We start from the raw sequence: 17,382 nt of genomic DNA, 5'->3' as shown, positions 1-17,382 counted from the left end.
TAACTCTTGAAAATTAGTCTTGCGGCGTGCGCAGCGCGACGAAGTTGGTGACACGCCGCGCACCGGCGTTTTTTAGCATAAAGGCCAGTGCGTCGAGCGTGGCGCCGGAAGTCATGACGTCGTCGACAATCGCCACATGCTGGCCGCCTACATTGCGGCGCCGCGTATCGAGATCGAGCTTTGCTTGCGGCGCGGTATCGCGAGTCCGCTCGATCAGCGTTGCGTCGGCCAGCGAACCAAGCCGGCGCGCAAGCGGTTTGCCGATCGACCACGCCTGGTTGTAGCCGCGACTTCTCAGGCGCCGGTGCGACAGCGGCACAGGCGCGATGACATCCGGTGCAGCCGCGTCAGTGGCTTCGAATGCGGCTTGCAACTGCCGCGCGAATTCATCGGCCGTCGCCAGCCGGGCGTGGAACTTAAGATCGGGCGCGAGCGTGTTGAGCGGCGCGTGATAATCAGCCAGCGCGATGGTCGCATCGAAATGCGGCGGCTCCGCAATGCACCGTCTGCAAGGCGAATGCGCTCCGTTTTTAACGCCAGCGGATACGGCCGAGGCCATAATCCGAACCGGCGGGGGCAATGCACAAACCGGGCACCGTGTGCGTGTTTGGTTCCAATACTGTTCATCGCACCCGGCACACAACGCCTTCTGCGACAAATTGCCACACAATGCGCACTGACTAGGCAACGCGATGTCGCGCATCTGGCCGAGCCGCCGCAGGGCGACGGCAGAACCCGCGCGCAGCGCGCCTGCACCACGCGATACAACACAAAAGCGCAGCTTCATACGTTCGATCCGGGAAATGCGTGACAGCGCAAAAATCTGCCGTGAGGATGCGGGTAGCCGTGCGGGGAAACCGGCGGAAACCGTTGCGCTGTCTGGTTTAGGCGAACGTTTCAGGAATCGACCGAGTATACTTCGCACTCTTAGAAAGTAGGTTGTCATGTCCCCAACTCCCGCCAACGCTGGCCGTCCAGCCTACGATTCGCGCCGTCTGCAGCGAATTTTCGACCGTCGCGCCGCGACGTTCGATGATGTCGCGTTCCTGCCGCGCGAGATTGCGCAGCGCATGCGCGAGCGACTCGACTACATCAAGGTAACGCCTGTGCGCGTGCTCGACGCGGGTTGCGGCACGGGTGCCGACCTGCCGGGCCTGCGCGAGCGTTTCGTTGATGCATCCGTGCTCGGTATGGATCTGTCGGCGGCCATGCTGGCTCGGGCGAATCAGGCCGAGACCGCCGAATCCGAAGCCAACGCCGGCTGGCGGCGGTTTCTTCCCGCCACGCTGGGCAAGGCGTTTGGCGCACGCGGCCCGCAACTGGCGCAGGGCGATTTCGCGGCGCTGCCGTTTGCTGCAAGCGCATTCGAGATGCTCTGGTCGAATCTCGCGCTGCACTGGCACGCACGGCCCGACCTCGTGTTTCCGGAGTGGGCGCGCGTGCTCAAGGTGAACGGCCTGCTAATGTTCAGCACGCTCGGCCCCGACACGCTGAAAGAGCTCAGCGGCGCGTACGCGCAGGCGGAAAAGTCGCTGGGTCTGGCGCCGCAGCGGCACACCATCGAATTCGTCGATATGCACGATCTCGGCGACATGCTGGTCGAGAGCGGTTTCGAGATTCCGGTGATGGATCAGGAGGTGCTGACGATCACGTACAAGTCACCGGAATCGCTGTTGAAGGACGTGCGCCGCTGGGGTGCTTATCCGCGTGACGCCGCACCGCAAACGCATGCTCGCGCGTTGCGCGACGGGCTTCACGCGGCGCTCGAAGCCCGTCGCCGTGAAGACGGCACGATCCCGCTGACCTTTGAAGTGATCTATGGGCACGCATGGAAAGCGGTGCCGCGAATGACGGCGGAAGGGCACGGTATTGTGAGGCTCGAAGACATAGGGCGAGGCTCGAAACGGAGCAAGTAAACCCGTTAAAAATGCCTCTCCCACCCCTCGAATGCACGCGTTGACAAGCATCCAAAAGGATGCGGCAAAAGGGCGCAGAGGCTTGTGCGGCTTGGCTTTGCGGTGTGCACCACCTTGCTTGTGGATGCTGGGTAACGCGCCTATAATGCGTCAGTTTGTCGCCGGGCTGGCACGATTTTCGGTGCTTTCCGAGTGATTGGCGGTGAGCAGGCAGGTAAGCAGCAGATGAGCGGCAGGTAGGCAACACGCGGCGCGGGTGAGACAAATCTGACGCGGGAGGCGGCGATGCAAGCAACGGATCTGCCGATGGACACCGAACCGGTCGTAAAGGACTGGTTGATCAAGCGGAACTGTTCTGTCTCGCCGCGGCAATTCGTGGCTTTCTACGTGTCGCTTGCGCTGTTTTCGTTGCTGATCGCAGGTTTGCTGGTGTGGGCGGGCGCTTGGCTGGTGCTGCCTTTTACAGGTATCGAGTTGCTGGCAGTCGGTATCGCGTTCGTCATTTATGCGCGGCATGCTGTCGACTACGAGCGGATCCGGCTGTTTCACAACCGCCTGCTGATCGAGCGGATGGATGCCGAAACGCTCACGCAAATGGAGTTCAATCCGCGCTGGGTGAGAGTGGAGCCGGGGGCAACGCCGAGAGATCCGGTGACGCTGGTGTCGCACGGGGAGTCGGTGCCGGTCGGGATACATCTGGCGCAGTATCGGCGCAAGCAGTTCGCCGTTGAGTTGCGGATGTGGCTGAGGCGCTGTGGCTGACGTACTGAAAATGCGCCGGTTGGGCGCGTTCAGGATGTCCGGATGGCAGCGCTGCGCAAATGGGCACGGGATCGGGAAGCAAGCAGTAAGCGGCACACGCATCGACACGCGCCGCCGAGTAGGTCGTTTCCAGGGGAGGCGATGCATGAGTCGGACGGGTGCATACGGGGGTCGAGGGTCTGAATGGAAATTTTGGGTAAGGAAGCTATGAAAACAATCAAGCGAGCCCTCTCGGGCGTGCTGGCGTTAAGCGGACTCCTGTTCGCCGGCGCAGCCCTGGCGGTCAACGACAGTCCTGGCGGTCCTGCAGTCAATGAACTGAACTTCCAGACGCCGGTGACGAAGATCGCCGAAGAGCTCTACAGCCTCCATACGTTCATGCTGATCATCTGCACGGTGATTTTTCTCGGCGTGTTCGGCGTGATGTTCTATTCGGTCCTGATGCACCGGAAGTCGAAAGGACACAAGGCTTCGAATTTCCACGAAAGCACCACGGTCGAAATCATCTGGACAATCGTCCCGTTCGTGATCGTCGTGCTGATGGCATTGCCGGCTACGAAGGCCGTTGTCGCCATGAAGGACACCACCAACGCCGACCTGACCGTGAAGGTCACCGGTTATCAGTGGAAATGGGGTTATGACTACGTGAAGGGGCCAGGCGAAGGCATCAACTTCCTGTCCACGCTCTCCACCCCGCGCAGCGAAGTGAACGGCCAGGCGCCCATTTCCGAGTTGTATCTGCAGGAAGTCGACAACCCGCTCGTGGTTCCGGTCGACAAAAAAATCCGCATCATCACCACTGCCAATGACGTCGTCCACTCGTGGTACGTCCCGGCGTTCGGCGTGAAGCAGGATGCGATCCCCGGTTTCGTGCGCGACACATGGTTCAAGGCCGAGAAGACCGGTACATTCCGTGGCTTCTGTACCGAGTTGTGCGGCAAGGAACACGCGTACATGCCGGTCGTGGTCGAGGTTTTGTCGGCTGACGACTACGCGGCGTGGGTCGACGCCCAGAAGAAGAAAATGGCCGCCAGCGCGGACGATCCGAACAAGACCTACACAATGGACGAACTGAAGGCGCGCGGCGCGCAGGTCTATGCGTCCAATTGCGCGGTTTGCCACCAGCCGACGGGCAAGGGCGGGGGGCAGTTCCCGGCGCTTGATGGCAGCAAGATCGCCAATGGCCCGATCGCGGATCACGTGAGCATTGTGTTGAAGGGCAAGGGTGCAATGCCGAACTGGGGCGCGACGCTCAATGACGTCGAGATTGCTTCGGTGATCACATACGAACGCAATACCTGGGGCAACCACACCGGCGACATCCTGCAACCGTTGCAAGTGGCTGACGCACGTAACGGCAAGATGCCTGCTGGTGGCGATCATCTGGCGGGCGCAGGTGCTGCGGCCGGTGGTTCAGAAGCGGCGGCGAGCGGTGCGGCGTCAGGTTCGGAAGCGGCAAGTGCCGCTCCGGCGGCCTCTGCGGCACCGGCATCGGACGCAGCGGCTCCGGCGGCTTCGCTGCCGGCGAGCGTGTATTTCGAGACGGGCAAGGATGCATTGCCGGCCGACGCAACCACCGCGATCCAGGCTGCAGCCGACTACGCGAAGGCGCATCCTGACGCAAAGCTGACGCTGTCCGGTTTCACAGATGCAACCGGCTCCGCCGCGAAGAACGCTGAACTCGCGAAGACACGTGCGCAGGCCGTTCGCGACGCGCTGAAGGCCGCGGGCGTAGCCGAGGACCGCATCATTTTGAAGAAGCCGGAAACGATCACGGGCGGTGCCGACGCGAGAGAAGCACGGCGCGTAGAGATCAGTCCGGCTGCCTGACGGTCGTACCCATTCGGCCAGCTTCCTTCTGAAAGGAAGCTGGCGTAGCGTACACCCAAGTGCCGCAGAATTCGCTTTAGGAGATTGTCATGTCTAGCATCGGACACGATGTAACCGCGGGCCACGACCATGGCCACGCTCATGATCACGATGAGCACGCGCACGAACTGCCGTACGGCTGGCGTCGCTGGTTGTTCGCGACGAACCACAAGGACATCGGTACCTTGTACCTGTTGTTCTCGTTCATCATGTTCCTGTCAGGGGGCGTGATGGCGCTGATGATCCGCGCCGAGCTCTTTGAGCCGGGCCTGCAGATCATGCGTCCCGAGTTCTTCAACCAGTTGACCACCATGCACGGCCTGATCATGGTGTTCGGCGCGATCATGCCGGCATTCGTCGGTTTCGCAAACTGGCAGATCCCGCTGCAGATTGGCGCGTCGGACATGGCCTTCGCGCGGATGAACAACTTCAGCTTCTGGCTGCTGCCGGTGGCCGCCATCCTGCTGATCACGTCGTTCTTCGTTCCCGGCGGCGCAACCGCTGCCGGCTGGACGTTGTACGCGCCGCTCTCCACGCAGATGGGCCCCGGCATGGACTTCGCCATTTTCGCGATCCACCTGATGGGTGCGTCGTCGATCATGGGCGGGATCAATATCGTCGTGACGATCCTGAACATGCGCGCACCCGGCATGACGCTGATGAAGATGCCGATGTTCTGCTGGACCTGGCTGATCACCGCCTACCTGCTGATTGCCGTGATGCCGGTGCTGGCAGGCGCGATCACCATGGTGCTGTTCGATCGCCACTTCGGCACGTCGTTCTTCAATGCAGCAGGCGGCGGCGATCCGGTGATGTACCAGCATATTTTCTGGTTCTTCGGGCATCCCGAGGTGTACATCATGATCTTGCCGGCGTTCGGGATCGTGTCGCAGGTGATCCCGGCGTTCTCGCGCAAGCCTTTGTTCGGCTATAGCTCGATGGTGTACGCCACGTCGTCCATCGCGATCCTCTCGTTCATGGTCTGGGCGCACCACATGTTCGCCACCGGCATGCCGGTGACGGGCCAGTTGTTCTTCATGTACGCGACCATGCTGATCGCGGTGCCGACGGGCGTTAAGGTGTTCAACTGGGTCGCGACCATGTGGCGCGGTTCGTTGACCTTCGAAACGCCCATGCTGTTCGCCATTGGCTTCCTGTTCGTGTTCACCATGGGCGGTTTCACGGGCCTGATCCTGTCCATGGCACCGCTTGATATCCAGATGCACGGGACTTATTACGTGGTGGCGCACTTCCACTACGTACTGGTGGCGGGGTCGCTGTTCGCGCTCTTCTCCGGGTGGTATTACTGGTCGCCCAAGTGGACCGGCTGGATGTACAACGAGACGCGCGGCAAGATCCACTTCTGGGCGTCCATGATTTTCTTCAACATCACCTTCTTCCCGATGCACTTCCTGGGCCTCGCCGGCATGCCGCGTCGTTATGCGGATTACCCGGCGCAGTTCACGGACTTCAACCAGGTTGCCACTATCGGCGCGTTTGGTTTCGGTCTGGCGCAGGTGTACTTCCTGTTCGCGGTAGCGTTGCCGGCGTATCGCGGCGGCGGTGAGCTGGAGAAAGCTGAAGACAAGCCGTGGGATGGCGCCGAAGGGCTGGAATGGACTGTGCCGAGCCCGGCTCCGTTCCACACGTTCGAGCAGCCGCCGCACGTCGAGTGAAGCACCGGCAGCGTGTCCCGTTGCGTTGATATCGAAGCAATACGGGACGCGCGCCGCGCGGGACAGTGACAGCGAAGCGCATGACTAGCGGAATAAAGCCTGAACGGATGACCCGGAATTCACAGAAGCAACGCACGCCCGAGCAAATCCGGGCGAGCAACAAGCGGCTCGGTCTGATCCTGGTGGCAGTGGCCTTGGCGTTTTGCCTGGCCGCGATCATTGATCAATACGTGCGCTCGAGAGGGTAGGGGACGTGGCAACGCCTGAGGAGATCAAGGAAGATCGCGCGTTCAACCGCTCGATGATGGTCAAGCTGATTGTCGTGGCGGCGGCCATGTTCGGTTTTGGTTTTGCGCTCGTGCCCATGTATCGCGCGATCTGCTCGATTACCGGCATCAACAATCTCGTGCAGCGCGACGTGGGCGCACGGGAAGCAAAGAATACGCAGGTCGACACGAGCCGCAAGATTTCCATCGAATTTGATGCAAACGCGCGCGGCCCGTTGCAGTTCAAGCCGGAACAGAACACGCTGGACGTGCATCCGGGTGAAGTCATGACGGTGATGTACGAGGTGACCAACCAGCAAAGCCGCACGGTTCAAGCGCAAGCCATTCCGAGTTACGCGCCCATGCAGGCCACCGAGTACTTCAAGAAGATAGAGTGTTTTTGCTTTACGCAGCAAACGTTGAAGCCGAACGAGACGCGGCGCATGCCCGTGGTGTTTGTAGTGGACCCGAAGCTGCCCAAGGATGTGAAAACGATCACGTTGTCGTACACGTTCTTTGAATTGACCGCGCCCGCGTCGGTGTCGCGAAGCGGTATATAGCCCAAGGCTGCGCTTCCGCCAAGTACGCGCGGCAAGGTGGTACACAAGCCGCGGCACGCGGCGGAGACGCGAGATGGTTGAAACACAGAAGGAAGTGCCGAAGAACAGTTTTCTTCGGTTGCTGAAGGCGGTTTTCTGGTCGTTCTTCGGCGTGCGCCGTCGCCGTGACCTGGAAAGCGATGCCTCGCTGAATCCGCTGCATCTGATCGCGGCCGGGGTTATCGGGGCGGCGCTGTTTATCGCCGTTTTGCTGATGGTGGTGCGAGCGGTGGTGAGATAACGCCGGTGGCGTTGCTTCGGAAGGATCAAGCGGCAACGGCAATGGCAGCAAAAATTTCAAGCAACTGGATCGAAGTGGAGAATCAATAATGAGCGGTCAAAACGAAAGCCCGTACTATTTCGTCCCGCACCCGTCGAGACATCCGATCATGGCCGCCACCGGCCTGCTGATCTCGATGGCTTCGCTGGCGTCGTGGGTCAATGGTGAATCATGGGCGCCGATCACGTTTGTCATCGGCCTGCTTTGGCTGCTGTACACGCTGTGGCACTGGTTTGGAGACTCCATCGGGGAATCCGAAGGCGGGATGTACGGCAAGAATGTGGATTTGTCGTATCGATGGAGCATGAGCTGGTTCATTTTCTCCGAAGTCATGTTCTTCGGGGCATTCTTCGGTGCGTTGTTCTATGCGCGCCAGATTGCGCTGCACGAACTGGGCAGCCTCGATTACAAGCTGATCTGGCCGGATTTCACCGCTGTATGGCCGAATAACGGTCCTGCCGGGCTGGTGTCGCACTTCCGCTCCATGACGCCGTGGCCGCTGCCGACCATCAATACCGCGCTGCTGCTGAGTTCAGGCGCAACGTTGACGGTCGCCCACCATGCGCTGCGCGAGAATCATCGGAACAAAACCATTATTTGGCTGGGCGCGACCATTCTGCTGGGTCTTTGCTTCCTGTTCTGCCAAGGCTACGAGTATTTTCACGCGTACAACGAACTGAACCTGACGCTCGCTTCGGGCGTGTACGGTTCCACGTTCTTCCTGCTGACGGGCTTCCACGGTTTCCACGTGTTTCTCGGGGGCACCATGCTGACCGTGGTGCTCGTGCGCGTCATCCGCGGGCACTTCACAGCGGAGCATCACTTCGCGTTTGAAGGGGCCGCGTGGTACTGGCACTTCGTGGACGTGGTGTGGCTTGGACTGTACGTGGTTGTGTATTGGCTGTAAGCGCGTTCAGGCCGGGTGGATGCGGCGGGTTGATCCAGCAGCATCTGGTCCGGCAGCGTGGTGGGAAGTCGATTGAAAAAGATGCTTTGCAAAGCGCCGCCTCGACCTGACTCGGGCGGCGTTTTGTTTTTGAAGGGGACCTGACGGAATGTTAAGGCAATGTTTTCGATGTGCCGATTTGTCGCAGCGTTGAACCTGGCGGCCCGCTAGTATTCCGCGATGCCTGGGGCGAACCTTCGTGCTGACGGACAGCCCAACTGAAGCCCCAACCCACGCGATGTCCACCGTCCTGCCTAGCGTCCGAGCGGGATCCCGGTGGACTGGATCCAGCCCATCCAGTGCGCGAACAGGATGAAGAGGAACAGCGAGATCGACAGCCCGACCCGCATGGCAAGCGACCACACCATGCGCTTGGTCTTGCCCTTGTCGGTCATCATGAAGTACAGCGCCGAACCCAGGCTCGCGATGATGAGAATGAATGCAATGGCAACGAATATGTGCATGAAAACAGCCAGTTGGCCTAAGAAGTTCGATCCTTCGATTATCGCACCGCAGGTAACATGCCGCGTGGGCGTGCAGGTTTTCATCGGTGGAAACGCGGTATGAAAATTCGTTTCTGGCCGGCGCTGCTCATCCTGATCGTCATGGCGGTTACGGTGCGGCTTGGCTTCTGGCAGCGGGACCGCGCACATCAGAAAGAGCAACTGAACGCGCGGATTGTTGCGTTTGAAAACGCGCCCGTGCAGCGCGTGGGCGCGACGCCAATTGCGCTGAAGGACATCGAGTTTCATCGTGTGCAGGCGCGTGGCGCGTTCATGCCCGATCGCGTCGTTTATCTCGACAACCGGCCGTATAACGACCAGCCGGGTTTTTACGTCGTGATGCCGCTCAAGCTGGATGGCGGCGGGGTCGTGCTGGTGAATCGCGGCTGGTTGCCGCGGAATCTGGCGGATCGCACGGGTATTGAGCCGTATGACACACCGGCAGGCGAAGTCGAGGTTGAAGGCATCGCGCGGGCGAATGCGTCACAGGCTTTCGAACTCGGACAGGGTGGTTCCGCGCCGCAGCAAAAGATTCGGCAGAATCTCGATGTTGCCGCGTACGCCGCCGAAACGGGTTTACCGCTGCAACCGTTCGTGATCCAGCAATTGAACAACAGCGGCGACAAGCTGGTGCGTGACTGGCCGGCGCCGACCATGGGCGTCGACACCAATTACGGCTACATGCTGCAGTGGTGGGGCATGGCGCTCGCGGCGCTGGGATTCGGACTCTACGCTGCGCGGCGCGCGGCGAAGAAAGACAGCGCCGGACAGCCCGCTGCGGAAACAATTGATGGGAAGGTCTGATCCGATAAGCGTGATAGCGGCGGGTTGGGCCTGGAACGGATGCCTGGGCTGTCGTGGCAGCGAGGCTTAGCGGAAATAGCAACAAGCAACAGGAAGCAGCAAGCAACAAGCAGACGCAGTCGGCCGAAAACCGCGTCTGACCGGCAGCCATGAAGCTGGCGCCTTACGCTTGAACGATCGCATCGCGTGGACATTGAGTCCGCGATGCCGCAAACGAATAGAGGCAACATTTTGTCCATGCAAACTCCCCGACCGTCCGCGTCAGCTATCCACAAGGCGCGTGCCCAGCAGCGGCAACGCACATCCGGCTCATGGAACAAGGGGCGCTGGATGCTGCTCCTGCTCGCCGCCGTGTGCGCGGCGCCGGTCATCGCGTCCTATTTCATGTACTACGTGGTCAAACCGACCGGTGGCACGACGAGCTACGGTGCGCTGATCGAGCCGCAGCGCCCGATTCCCGACCAACTCGTCGTCACCGACGAACAAGGCAAGCCGATGCCGCTCAGCGCCTTGCGCGGGAAATGGCTGATGGTCACGGTCAACAGCAGCGACTGCAACGAGCAATGCGTCACGCGTCTGTTCTTCATGCGGCAGGTGCGCGTGCTGCAATCGGCTGAGCGCGACCGGGTGGTCAACGTGTGGCTTCGGACCGATGACAAGCCGGTCTCGAGTGTGATTCGCACCGCTTATCCGCAGCCGGACACCCGCATGCTGGTCGCCGATCCCAAAGCGGTGGCGGCGTGGCTCCCGGCGGGCGCCGATTCACAACTCACCGACCACATTTTCCTGGTCGATCCCAACGGCAATCTGATGATGCGTTTCCCCAAGGATCCGGAGCCGGAGAAGATCAAGGCGGATCTTGCGAAGCTGCTGAAGTGGTCGCGGATCGGTTAAAGACGAACCAAGGACCAATGCAGGAAAGAACCAAGGACGAGTTGAGGACAGTGCACGCATGACTTACGTTTTACAGCTCGGGTTGATCGGCATCTGCATTGCGTTGTTGCCGCTTTCGTACGTGTGGGTGAAAGCCGATGACAACAAATTTCGCAAGCTCGTCTGGCTCACCACCTTCCTGACGCTCGACCTCGTCATGTTCGGCGGTTTTACGCGGCTGACCGATTCGGGCCTGGGTTGCCCCGACTGGCCCGGCTGTTACGGCACGTCTTCGCCGTTTATTGCGCATGCGGCCATAACCGCCGCCTATCAGGCAATGCCGACCGGGCCTGTGAGTATCGGGAAGGCGTGGATTGAAATGATTCACCGCTATTTCGCGATGGCAATCGGCGTGTTGATCATCGCGCAGGTCCTGATTGCGTGGACAGCGCGTTTCAAGCGCAGGCCGTTGCACGTGTCGCCGTGGTGGCCGACCGGGATCCTGATGCTGATCGTGGTGCAGGGTGCGTTCGGCGCGTGGACGGTCACCATGAAGCTGCAGCCGGTGATTGTGACCACGCATCTGCTGCTCGGGCTGGCGTTGCTCGGCTCGCTCGGCTGGCTGGCCGCGCGCCAGACGCCGATTCCGGCGATCGATCCCGCCGCCGCCCGCTGGCTGCCCGCGGCGCTCATTGGATTATTGCTGCTGGTGGTCCAGATCGCGTTGGGCGGCTGGGTCAGCACCAACTACGCAGTACTCGCCTGCACGGACTTTCCGCTGTGCAATGGCGCCTGGATTCCGCCGATGAACTTCGAGCACGGCTTCCACCTGTGGCGGGCGCTCGGCATGACCGGCGACGGCGATGTCATTTCGCAGGACGCGCTCGTCGCGATTCACTGGACCCACCGGACCTTTGCTATCGTCGTCGTGCTATACACGTTGTGGCTCGCAGCGAAGCTGCGGCGATTTGAGTCGTTGAGAAAACCCGCTAACGGCATCATGATCGTGATCGTCGTGCAGTTCCTGACGGGATTGTCGAATATCCTGCTGCAGTGGCCGCTGCCTATTGCCGTGGCGCACAACGGCGGAGCAGCCATCCTTTTGCTGTTGCTCGTTATGGTAAACTTTCGAATCTCTTCCAGCCGTCCCGGTCACGTTGTGGGGCCGTCTGCCACCGCCCCGCGCGACGCCGTTCCCGCATCACTCCCGCGCCAAGCTCCGTGAGTTTCTATGGACAGCACGACACTAGTTTCCCCCTCCGGTAACCGTCTCTCGCAGTACATCGCGTTGACCAAACCGCGCGTCACGCAACTCGCGGTTTTCTGCGCGGTCATCGGCATGTTCCTGTCCACGCCCGGCATGGTGCCGTGGACCGTGCTGATCGGCGGAACCGTGGGCATCTGGCTGCTGGCGGGCGCCGCGTTCGCCATCAATTGCCTGATGGAACAAAAGATCGATGCAATGATGCGCCGCACCGCGTGGCGTCCCTCCGCACGCGGCGAGATCACGCCAGCCCAGATCCTGCTGTTTTCAGCGGTGCTCGGCGGCGCGGGCATGTGGACGCTCTACACGTTCACGAATGCGCTGACCATGTGGCTGACAATCGCGACGTTCGTCGGCTATGCGGTGATCTATACGTGCCTGCTGAAGCCTGCTACGCCGCAGAACATCGTGATCGGCGGTGCGTCGGGCGCCATGCCGCCGGCGCTTGGCTGGGCAGCCGTCACGGGCCACGTGCCGGGCGACGCGTGGATTCTTGTCCTGATTATCTTCGTGTGGACGCCGCCGCACTTCTGGGCGCTGGCGTTGTACAGGCGCAAGGACTACGAGAACGCCGGCTTGCCGATGCTGCCGAATACGCACGGCGAGAAATACACGCGCCTGCATATCTTCCTGTACACGGTGATCCTGTTTGTCGTGACCATGATGCCGTTTATCTCCGGCATGAGTGGTCTGCTTTATCTGGCCTCGGCCGTTGTGCTCGGCGGCGTTTTCCTCGGGTATGCGTGGAAGATTTATCGTGAATATTCCGATGCTCTCGCGCGCAAGACATTTCGGTTTTCCATCGTGTATTTGTCGCTGCTGTTCGGCGCGCTGCTCGTGGATCATTACGTGCGCACGGTGATTGGTTTATGAAGTTTTCAGTTCGAGGGATTGTTGTCTGGTTGGGATTCGTTTTGGCCGCCGTACTGCTCGCAGGATGCGACAGCAAACCCGCGTTCACGAATCTCGACATCACCGGCAACACGCAGTTCGGCAGCGATTTTTCGTTGCCCGACACCAGCGGCAAGACGCGTACGCTGGCTGATTTCAAAGGCAAGGCCGTTGTGCTGTTCTTCGGCTATACCCATTGCCCGGACGTGTGCCCGACCACGCTCGCTGAACTCTCGCAGGCGCTGCAAAAACTCGGCGATGACGCCAAGCGCGTTCAAGTGCTGATGGTCACCGTCGATCCCGCCCGCGATACAGCGCCGTTGCTGGGTGAATACGTGTCGGCGTTCAGCCCGACGTTCATCGGTTTGCGCCCTGCCGACACGCCGGAACTGGTCAAGATCACGAAGGATTTTCGCGTCTATTACGCGCAGGTCCCGGGCAAGACGGCCGGTGACTACACCATGGACCATACGGCCGCGAGTTATGTCTTCGACCCGCAAGGCAGGCTCAGGTTGTTCGCACGCGACGGGCAGGGCGTGGATACCTGGGTACACGATCTGAAGTTGTTGCTCGACTAGGCAGACGCCTGCTACCGGTTACGCGCTTACGCAAAGGCCGTTTCAACGCACGTTGAAACGGCCTTTTTCATGGCAGATTTTCGCTTCGGACTTATCGATGGAGGTCACTCGGGAAAAGCGCTGACAATCACAGCGATTGCGGCAAATTCATCCCGGGAGCGAGCCGCGTTGCCTTGAACTCGATGATGTCGTAGTGCGCAAGCCGCTGCTGCGAGAACGGGTCTTCTGCGATGATCGCATCCAGCCGGTCCCGCTCGATGGCCGCCGCCAGGATGATGCCGCCGTCGCGCGGCACTTTCGGTCCCGCGATGATAAACACGCCTGCCTCGAACTGCCGTTCGAGATACAGGCGATGAGCGTCGAGCGCTTCGTCGATTTCAGCGAGCGCGCCGGTGTAGCGTAGATGGATGACGTACATGGGCGATTTCAACCGATGGAGAACGGGCCTCAATCTTAAGCCTGCAACGGGCGCTCGGTGCTTCTGCTTTAAAAAGCGCGTGGTTCTTTCAGGTGCTTTTCCCATTCCCCTTGGTTGCTTAGTTCCTCGAAACCGAACGGCCGGAGAAAAGGTGCAACCGAAACGGGGTTCAAATCGGTCGCGCAGACAACGCGGCCGTACCCGGACTCCGTGGCAAACGCTACGCAGGCTTTGATCAGCCGGCGGGCGATACTGCTGCGCCTCACACCCGGCTCCACGAACAACGCCGCGAGCCGTGCGCTCCCGGCTGACCCGTCTACCAGCAGGCTCGCGCCTACGCTGACGCCGTCTTGCTCGGCGATCCAGCACCCGTTGCGAAGCGGATCAGGTGCGGTCAGGTAATCCGCTACGACCATTGCAGTGCGAGTTTCCCGTTCGCGCTGCGTATGTGTGCCGCCGGGGGCGAGTTGCGCCTCGCGCTCGACGATCCAGCCGAAATCCCCCGGTCTCGGGCCACGCAGCCGGACTTGCGGCGCGTCGGCGGGAGGCGAGAGCAGGCGCTGGACATATCCCATCGATGCGATCAGTTGCGCGCGTTCGCCCGGTGTCATGGCGTCCAACGTGGTCGATACGTCGTCGCGCACGTGTGCGCTTGCGGCAGACAGTCCTGTTTCTCCGGCTGCGGTCAATGAAACCTGGGTGCTGCGGGCATCGCCGGAACAGGGACGCCGCTCAATCAATCCGCTGCGCTCGAATTGCGTCAGCATCCGGCTCAGGTAACCGGTATCGAGTCCGAGCGTGCGCGAGATATCCGCAGCCGTACATGCGCCGCCATGCATGACAGCAAACAGCACGCGCATTTCTGTCAGCGACAGTGCGCTGTGCTCGACCAACTCATGCGGCACCCTTACGTGGCACGTATAAAACCATTGGAAGCGGCGCACCGCATCGGTCAGGCCGTCGCTCAAGGAATTGCCCATATCCGCCTCGCTCTCTCGTTTTTATACCGCTCGCCATTTCTCCCGGCGAATCGATCGAAGCTATCGTGTCGAATAAAAGTATGACCGTTCATAAATGCTCGGCCGCGACCTCTTGCGGTGGCCGGAGGGCGTCTATAGTGTGTAGACCAGACGCGTTGAAGTGGGCTGCATTCAAGGGTAATTACTGATACGAAAGCGATCCTGAAATATATTTGAGATACGTTCAACTTATTGATAATTAACAAGTTTGTTGAGTAAGTGGCAATTGATTTTGAAAATTGACTGGTATTATTTTGGTTATATAATGGGCTCGCCAAACACGCCAGTTTAGTGACCATTCTTATGCACAATCGCTTCGTTAAACGATCGTAAGAAATGGTCGCAAAGGGTCAATCAAGGTGTCCGGCGGGCATCCTGTTCCCGTGCTGTTCGTGCGGTAAGCATCGCGCCAGAGTCCCTCTGCTACCGGACCGGCGAGACGTCGAAACAGGCGTCGAAAAACAATTCCAGAGGCGAAAAACGCCATTGCGGGAAGTCACCGGGGAAACATTTCATCGGCAGCTTCCGGCCTGCTCGCAGCAGGTGCGACGGTTGATGGAGCTTCATCATGCGCGCAGCGCGTGTCACGCGGTACGTTTCACGAGAGAGATTCATGCTGAAAGGAAACATCCTGACGACCGACGGCTGGATATACGGGTCGATCGAGTTTGCGAACGGACGGGTGACCGCGCTCGAAGGCGCGCGCGTGGACCCGAAGACCAATGGTGCCCCGTACATCTTGCCGGGTTTCGTCGACTGCCATGTGCACGGCGGCGGCGGCGCGGACATCATGGAAGGCGGCGACGCCGCGACTACCGTTGCACGTGAGCACGCGAAGCACGGCACCACCAGCATGCTCGCCACCACCATGACCGCTCCGCGCGACGAACTCATGGCGGTCGTCAAGGGCCTGGGCGAACAATCCATCCGCCGCGCGCCAGGCGGCGCCCGTGTGCTCGGCGTGCATCTGGAAGGACCGTATATCAATCCCGGCAAGCTTGGCGCGCAGCCGGATGCGGCCGCGGTTGCCGTCCGGGACGAAGTGCTGAAGTACCTGTCGCTCGCGCCTATCCGCGTGGTGACCATTGCTCCGGAAATCTCCGGACATATTGAAGTGATCCAGGAAATGGCGGCACGCGGCGTGCGCGTGCAACTTGGCCATTCGCTCGGTACCTATGACGACGCCGTCAATGCGCTCAAACACGGCGCACGCGGTTTCACACACCTGTTCAACGCCATGTCGCCGCTGCATCACCGCGATCCCGGCATGGTCGGCGCGGCGCTCGCGCATGCCGAATACGCTGAACTGATCCCCGACCTCCTGCACGTGCACCCCGGCGCAATTCGCGCGGCGTTGCGCGCCATTCCGCGCCTGTACGTAGTCACCGACAGCACCTCGGCGTCCGGCATGCCCGATGGCGAATATCGCCTGGGCAGCCAGCACGTGACGAAGTGCATGGGCGGTGTGCGTCTCGCCGACGGCACGCTCGCCGGCAGCACGCTGACCATGGATCAGGCGCTGCGCAATCTTGTCTCCATCGGCTTGCCGATGGCGGACGTTTCCAATCGCCTGTCACGCTACGCCGCCGATTACCTCGGCCTTGAAGACCGAGGCCGGATCGCGCGCGGTGCGTGGGCGGACCTCGTTGTATTCGATCGCGAACTCGCGTTGACGGCAACTTATGTAGAGGGTGAATCAATTGTCGAATATGCTTGATGAGGCGCTGGCTTCCGCCGACGTGGTGGTTGCCCAGCTAGCCGACACTTCCCACATTGAAGCACTCGCCGCACGGCTCGCCGAAGAGCCGCGCCATGTTGCTCTGACCGTCGCGCGCGGTTCGTCGGATCACGCCGCCAGTTACTTCGCAGGCCTTACGATGAGCCGGATCGGCGTGCCGGTCGCGTCGTTGCCTATGTCGGTTGCGACCCTGCAGCAGGCGCCGTTGCGCGTGAAGGGCCAATTGGCCGTGGCGTTTTCACAATCAGGGAAGAGCCCCGACCTGGTCGGCACCATGCAGGCATTGCGTGCCGCCGGCGCGCTGACTGTTGCTGCTGTCAACGTGCCCGCTTCGCCGCTCGCGGAAGCGTGCGAGTGGAGCCTGCCGCTGCTGGCCGGGCCGGAATTGTCGGTGGCCGCGACCAAGAGCTATATCGCGATGTTGTCGTTGTCGGCGATCGTGATCGCGCACGTGCAGAAAGATGTCGAATTGCTGAACGCACTGAAGACGCTGCCGGACTCATTGCGCGCGGCGGGCAAGCTTGATTGGTCGCACGGCGTCGATGAACTCAAGAACGTCGACCGCATGATTGTGATCGGCCGTGGTCTTGGGCTTGCGATCGCGCAGGAAGCGGCGCTGAAGCTTAAGGAAACATCGGGCATCCAGGCCGAAGCTTTTTCCAGCGCTGAAGTGCGGCATGGCCCTATGGAACTCATCGGCGAGGACTATCCGCTGCTCGTGTTCGCGCCGCGTGGTCCGGAACAGGCAGGCTTGATCCAGCTTGCCCGCGACATGCGCGCGCGTGGCGCACGCGTGTTGCTCGCCGCACCCGCGGATGTGCCCGAAGCCACGTTGCCCCTTGTTGAGACAGCCCATTTCGCGCTCGATCCGATCGCCGCGATCCTGTCTTTCTATGTGATGGCCGATGCCCTGGCTGCCGCGCGCGGGCGCAATCCCGACGCGCCGCGCCATCTGGCCAAAGTCACCGAAACCCGTTAAT

General features: G+C 60.9%; 19 protein-coding genes and 1 pseudogene. 15 read left to right on the top strand and 5 right to left on the bottom strand.

What is annotated here, in order from left to right; genetic code table 11:
* Window positions 1-13: 13 nt before the first annotated feature.
* A complete protein-coding gene (locus tag ABH944_RS01520; RefSeq protein ID WP_404604057.1) occupies window positions 14-787 on the bottom strand; it encodes a ComF family protein in 774 nt (257 codons plus the stop codon).
* A gap of 157 nt (window positions 788-944) precedes the next feature.
* Here ABH944_RS01520 and ABH944_RS01515 point away from each other — a divergent pair, with 157 nt between their 5' ends.
* From ABH944_RS01515 to ABH944_RS01480, 8 genes are all read left to right on the top strand, one after another.
* Window positions 945-1,916 carry a methyltransferase domain-containing protein gene (locus ABH944_RS01515; RefSeq protein ID WP_404604056.1) on the top strand — a complete coding sequence of 324 codons (972 nt, stop codon included), beginning with the start codon at window positions 945-947 and terminating at the stop codon, window positions 1,914-1,916.
* Between the two features lie 285 nt (window positions 1,917-2,201).
* Window positions 2,202-2,678, top strand: a complete 477-nt coding sequence (locus tag ABH944_RS01510; protein ID WP_404604055.1) for a DUF2244 domain-containing protein — start codon at window positions 2,202-2,204, stop codon at window positions 2,676-2,678.
* 183 nt (window positions 2,679-2,861) lie between these two features.
* Window positions 2,862-4,508, top strand: coding sequence for a cytochrome c oxidase subunit II (coxB, locus tag ABH944_RS01505; protein ID WP_404604054.1), 1,647 nt, complete (start codon window positions 2,862-2,864; stop codon window positions 4,506-4,508).
* A gap of 89 nt (window positions 4,509-4,597) precedes the next feature.
* Window positions 4,598-6,223: a cytochrome c oxidase subunit I gene (gene ctaD, locus ABH944_RS01500; protein WP_404604053.1), complete on the top strand. Its 1,626-nt coding sequence runs from the start codon at window positions 4,598-4,600 to the stop codon at window positions 6,221-6,223.
* A gap of 107 nt (window positions 6,224-6,330) precedes the next feature.
* On the top strand, window positions 6,331-6,471 hold the full coding sequence (locus tag ABH944_RS01495; RefSeq protein ID WP_097260713.1) for a cytochrome oxidase small assembly protein: 141 nt from the start codon (window positions 6,331-6,333) through the stop codon (window positions 6,469-6,471).
* A 5-nt stretch (window positions 6,472-6,476) separates the two neighbouring features.
* On the top strand, window positions 6,477-7,049 hold the full coding sequence (locus ABH944_RS01490; RefSeq protein ID WP_404604052.1) for a cytochrome c oxidase assembly protein: 573 nt from the start codon (window positions 6,477-6,479) through the stop codon (window positions 7,047-7,049).
* Window positions 7,050-7,122: 73 nt separating this feature from the next.
* Window positions 7,123-7,329 carry a DUF2970 domain-containing protein gene (locus ABH944_RS01485; RefSeq protein WP_404604051.1) on the top strand — a complete coding sequence of 69 codons (207 nt, stop codon included), beginning with the start codon at window positions 7,123-7,125 and terminating at the stop codon, window positions 7,327-7,329.
* 88 nt (window positions 7,330-7,417) lie between these two features.
* On the top strand, window positions 7,418-8,275 hold the full coding sequence (locus tag ABH944_RS01480; RefSeq protein WP_097260719.1) for a cytochrome c oxidase subunit 3: 858 nt from the start codon (window positions 7,418-7,420) through the stop codon (window positions 8,273-8,275).
* A gap of 293 nt (window positions 8,276-8,568) precedes the next feature.
* Here the strand turns inward: ABH944_RS01480 and ABH944_RS01475 are convergent, their stop codons facing one another.
* Window positions 8,569-8,778 (bottom strand): twin transmembrane helix small protein, encoded by a 210-nt coding sequence (locus tag ABH944_RS01475; protein ID WP_047895574.1) that lies wholly within the window; start codon window positions 8,776-8,778, stop codon window positions 8,569-8,571.
* Between the two features lie 99 nt (window positions 8,779-8,877).
* On the opposite strand from ABH944_RS01475, the gene ABH944_RS01470 reads away from it, so the two are divergent.
* From ABH944_RS01470 to ABH944_RS01450, 5 genes and pseudogenes are all read left to right on the top strand, one after another.
* On the top strand, window positions 8,878-9,621 hold the full coding sequence (locus ABH944_RS01470) for an SURF1 family protein (protein ID WP_404604050.1): 744 nt from the start codon (window positions 8,878-8,880) through the stop codon (window positions 9,619-9,621).
* A 237-nt stretch (window positions 9,622-9,858) separates the two neighbouring features.
* The gene (locus tag ABH944_RS01465; RefSeq protein ID WP_404604049.1) at window positions 9,859-10,515 is read left to right on the top strand and encodes an SCO family protein; all 657 of its coding nucleotides are present in this window, start codon (window positions 9,859-9,861) and stop codon (window positions 10,513-10,515) included.
* A gap of 58 nt (window positions 10,516-10,573) precedes the next feature.
* On the top strand, window positions 10,574-11,719 hold the full coding sequence (locus ABH944_RS01460) for a COX15/CtaA family protein (protein ID WP_404604048.1): 1,146 nt from the start codon (window positions 10,574-10,576) through the stop codon (window positions 11,717-11,719).
* Between the two features lie 6 nt (window positions 11,720-11,725).
* On the top strand, window positions 11,726-12,631 hold the full coding sequence (gene cyoE, locus ABH944_RS01455) for a heme o synthase (protein ID WP_404604047.1): 906 nt from the start codon (window positions 11,726-11,728) through the stop codon (window positions 12,629-12,631).
* Window positions 12,632-12,678: 47 nt separating this feature from the next.
* Window positions 12,679-13,227 (top strand): annotated as a pseudogene (locus ABH944_RS01450) (SCO family protein); the annotation flags it as partial.
* A gap of 127 nt (window positions 13,228-13,354) precedes the next feature.
* On the opposite strand, the gene ABH944_RS01445 reads toward ABH944_RS01450, so the two are convergent.
* The 3 genes from ABH944_RS01445 to ABH944_RS01435 form a co-directional block, all read right to left on the bottom strand.
* Complete coding sequence (locus ABH944_RS01445; protein ID WP_404604046.1) at window positions 13,355-13,645, bottom strand: YciI family protein; 291 nt, start codon at window positions 13,643-13,645, stop codon at window positions 13,355-13,357.
* A gap of 68 nt (window positions 13,646-13,713) precedes the next feature.
* A complete protein-coding gene (locus ABH944_RS01440; protein ID WP_404604045.1) occupies window positions 13,714-14,625 on the bottom strand; it encodes a bifunctional helix-turn-helix transcriptional regulator/GNAT family N-acetyltransferase in 912 nt (303 codons plus the stop codon).
* Window positions 14,626-15,087: 462 nt separating this feature from the next.
* The gene (locus ABH944_RS01435) at window positions 15,088-15,279 is read right to left on the bottom strand and encodes a hypothetical protein (protein WP_404659272.1); all 192 of its coding nucleotides are present in this window, start codon (window positions 15,277-15,279) and stop codon (window positions 15,088-15,090) included.
* Here ABH944_RS01435 and nagA point away from each other — a divergent pair.
* Together nagA and ABH944_RS01425 are read left to right on the top strand one after the other, a co-directional pair.
* Window positions 15,278-16,381, top strand: a complete 1,104-nt coding sequence (nagA, locus tag ABH944_RS01430; RefSeq protein WP_404604044.1) for an N-acetylglucosamine-6-phosphate deacetylase — start codon at window positions 15,278-15,280, stop codon at window positions 16,379-16,381. The two genes, ABH944_RS01435 and nagA, sit on opposite strands and share 2 nt — an antisense overlap.
* Window positions 16,374-17,381, top strand: coding sequence for an SIS domain-containing protein (locus tag ABH944_RS01425; protein ID WP_404604273.1), 1,008 nt, complete (start codon window positions 16,374-16,376; stop codon window positions 17,379-17,381). The genes nagA and ABH944_RS01425 overlap by 8 nt, the downstream gene beginning before the upstream one ends.
* The last annotated feature ends 1 nt before the right edge of the window (window position 17,382 follow it).

This window comes from Caballeronia udeis (genome assembly GCF_044909315.1).
Classification (GTDB): domain Bacteria; phylum Pseudomonadota; class Gammaproteobacteria; order Burkholderiales; family Burkholderiaceae; genus Caballeronia; species Caballeronia udeis_A.
The sequence above is the reverse complement of the archived record's forward strand: the minus strand, read 5'-3'. Positions and strand labels throughout refer to the sequence as shown.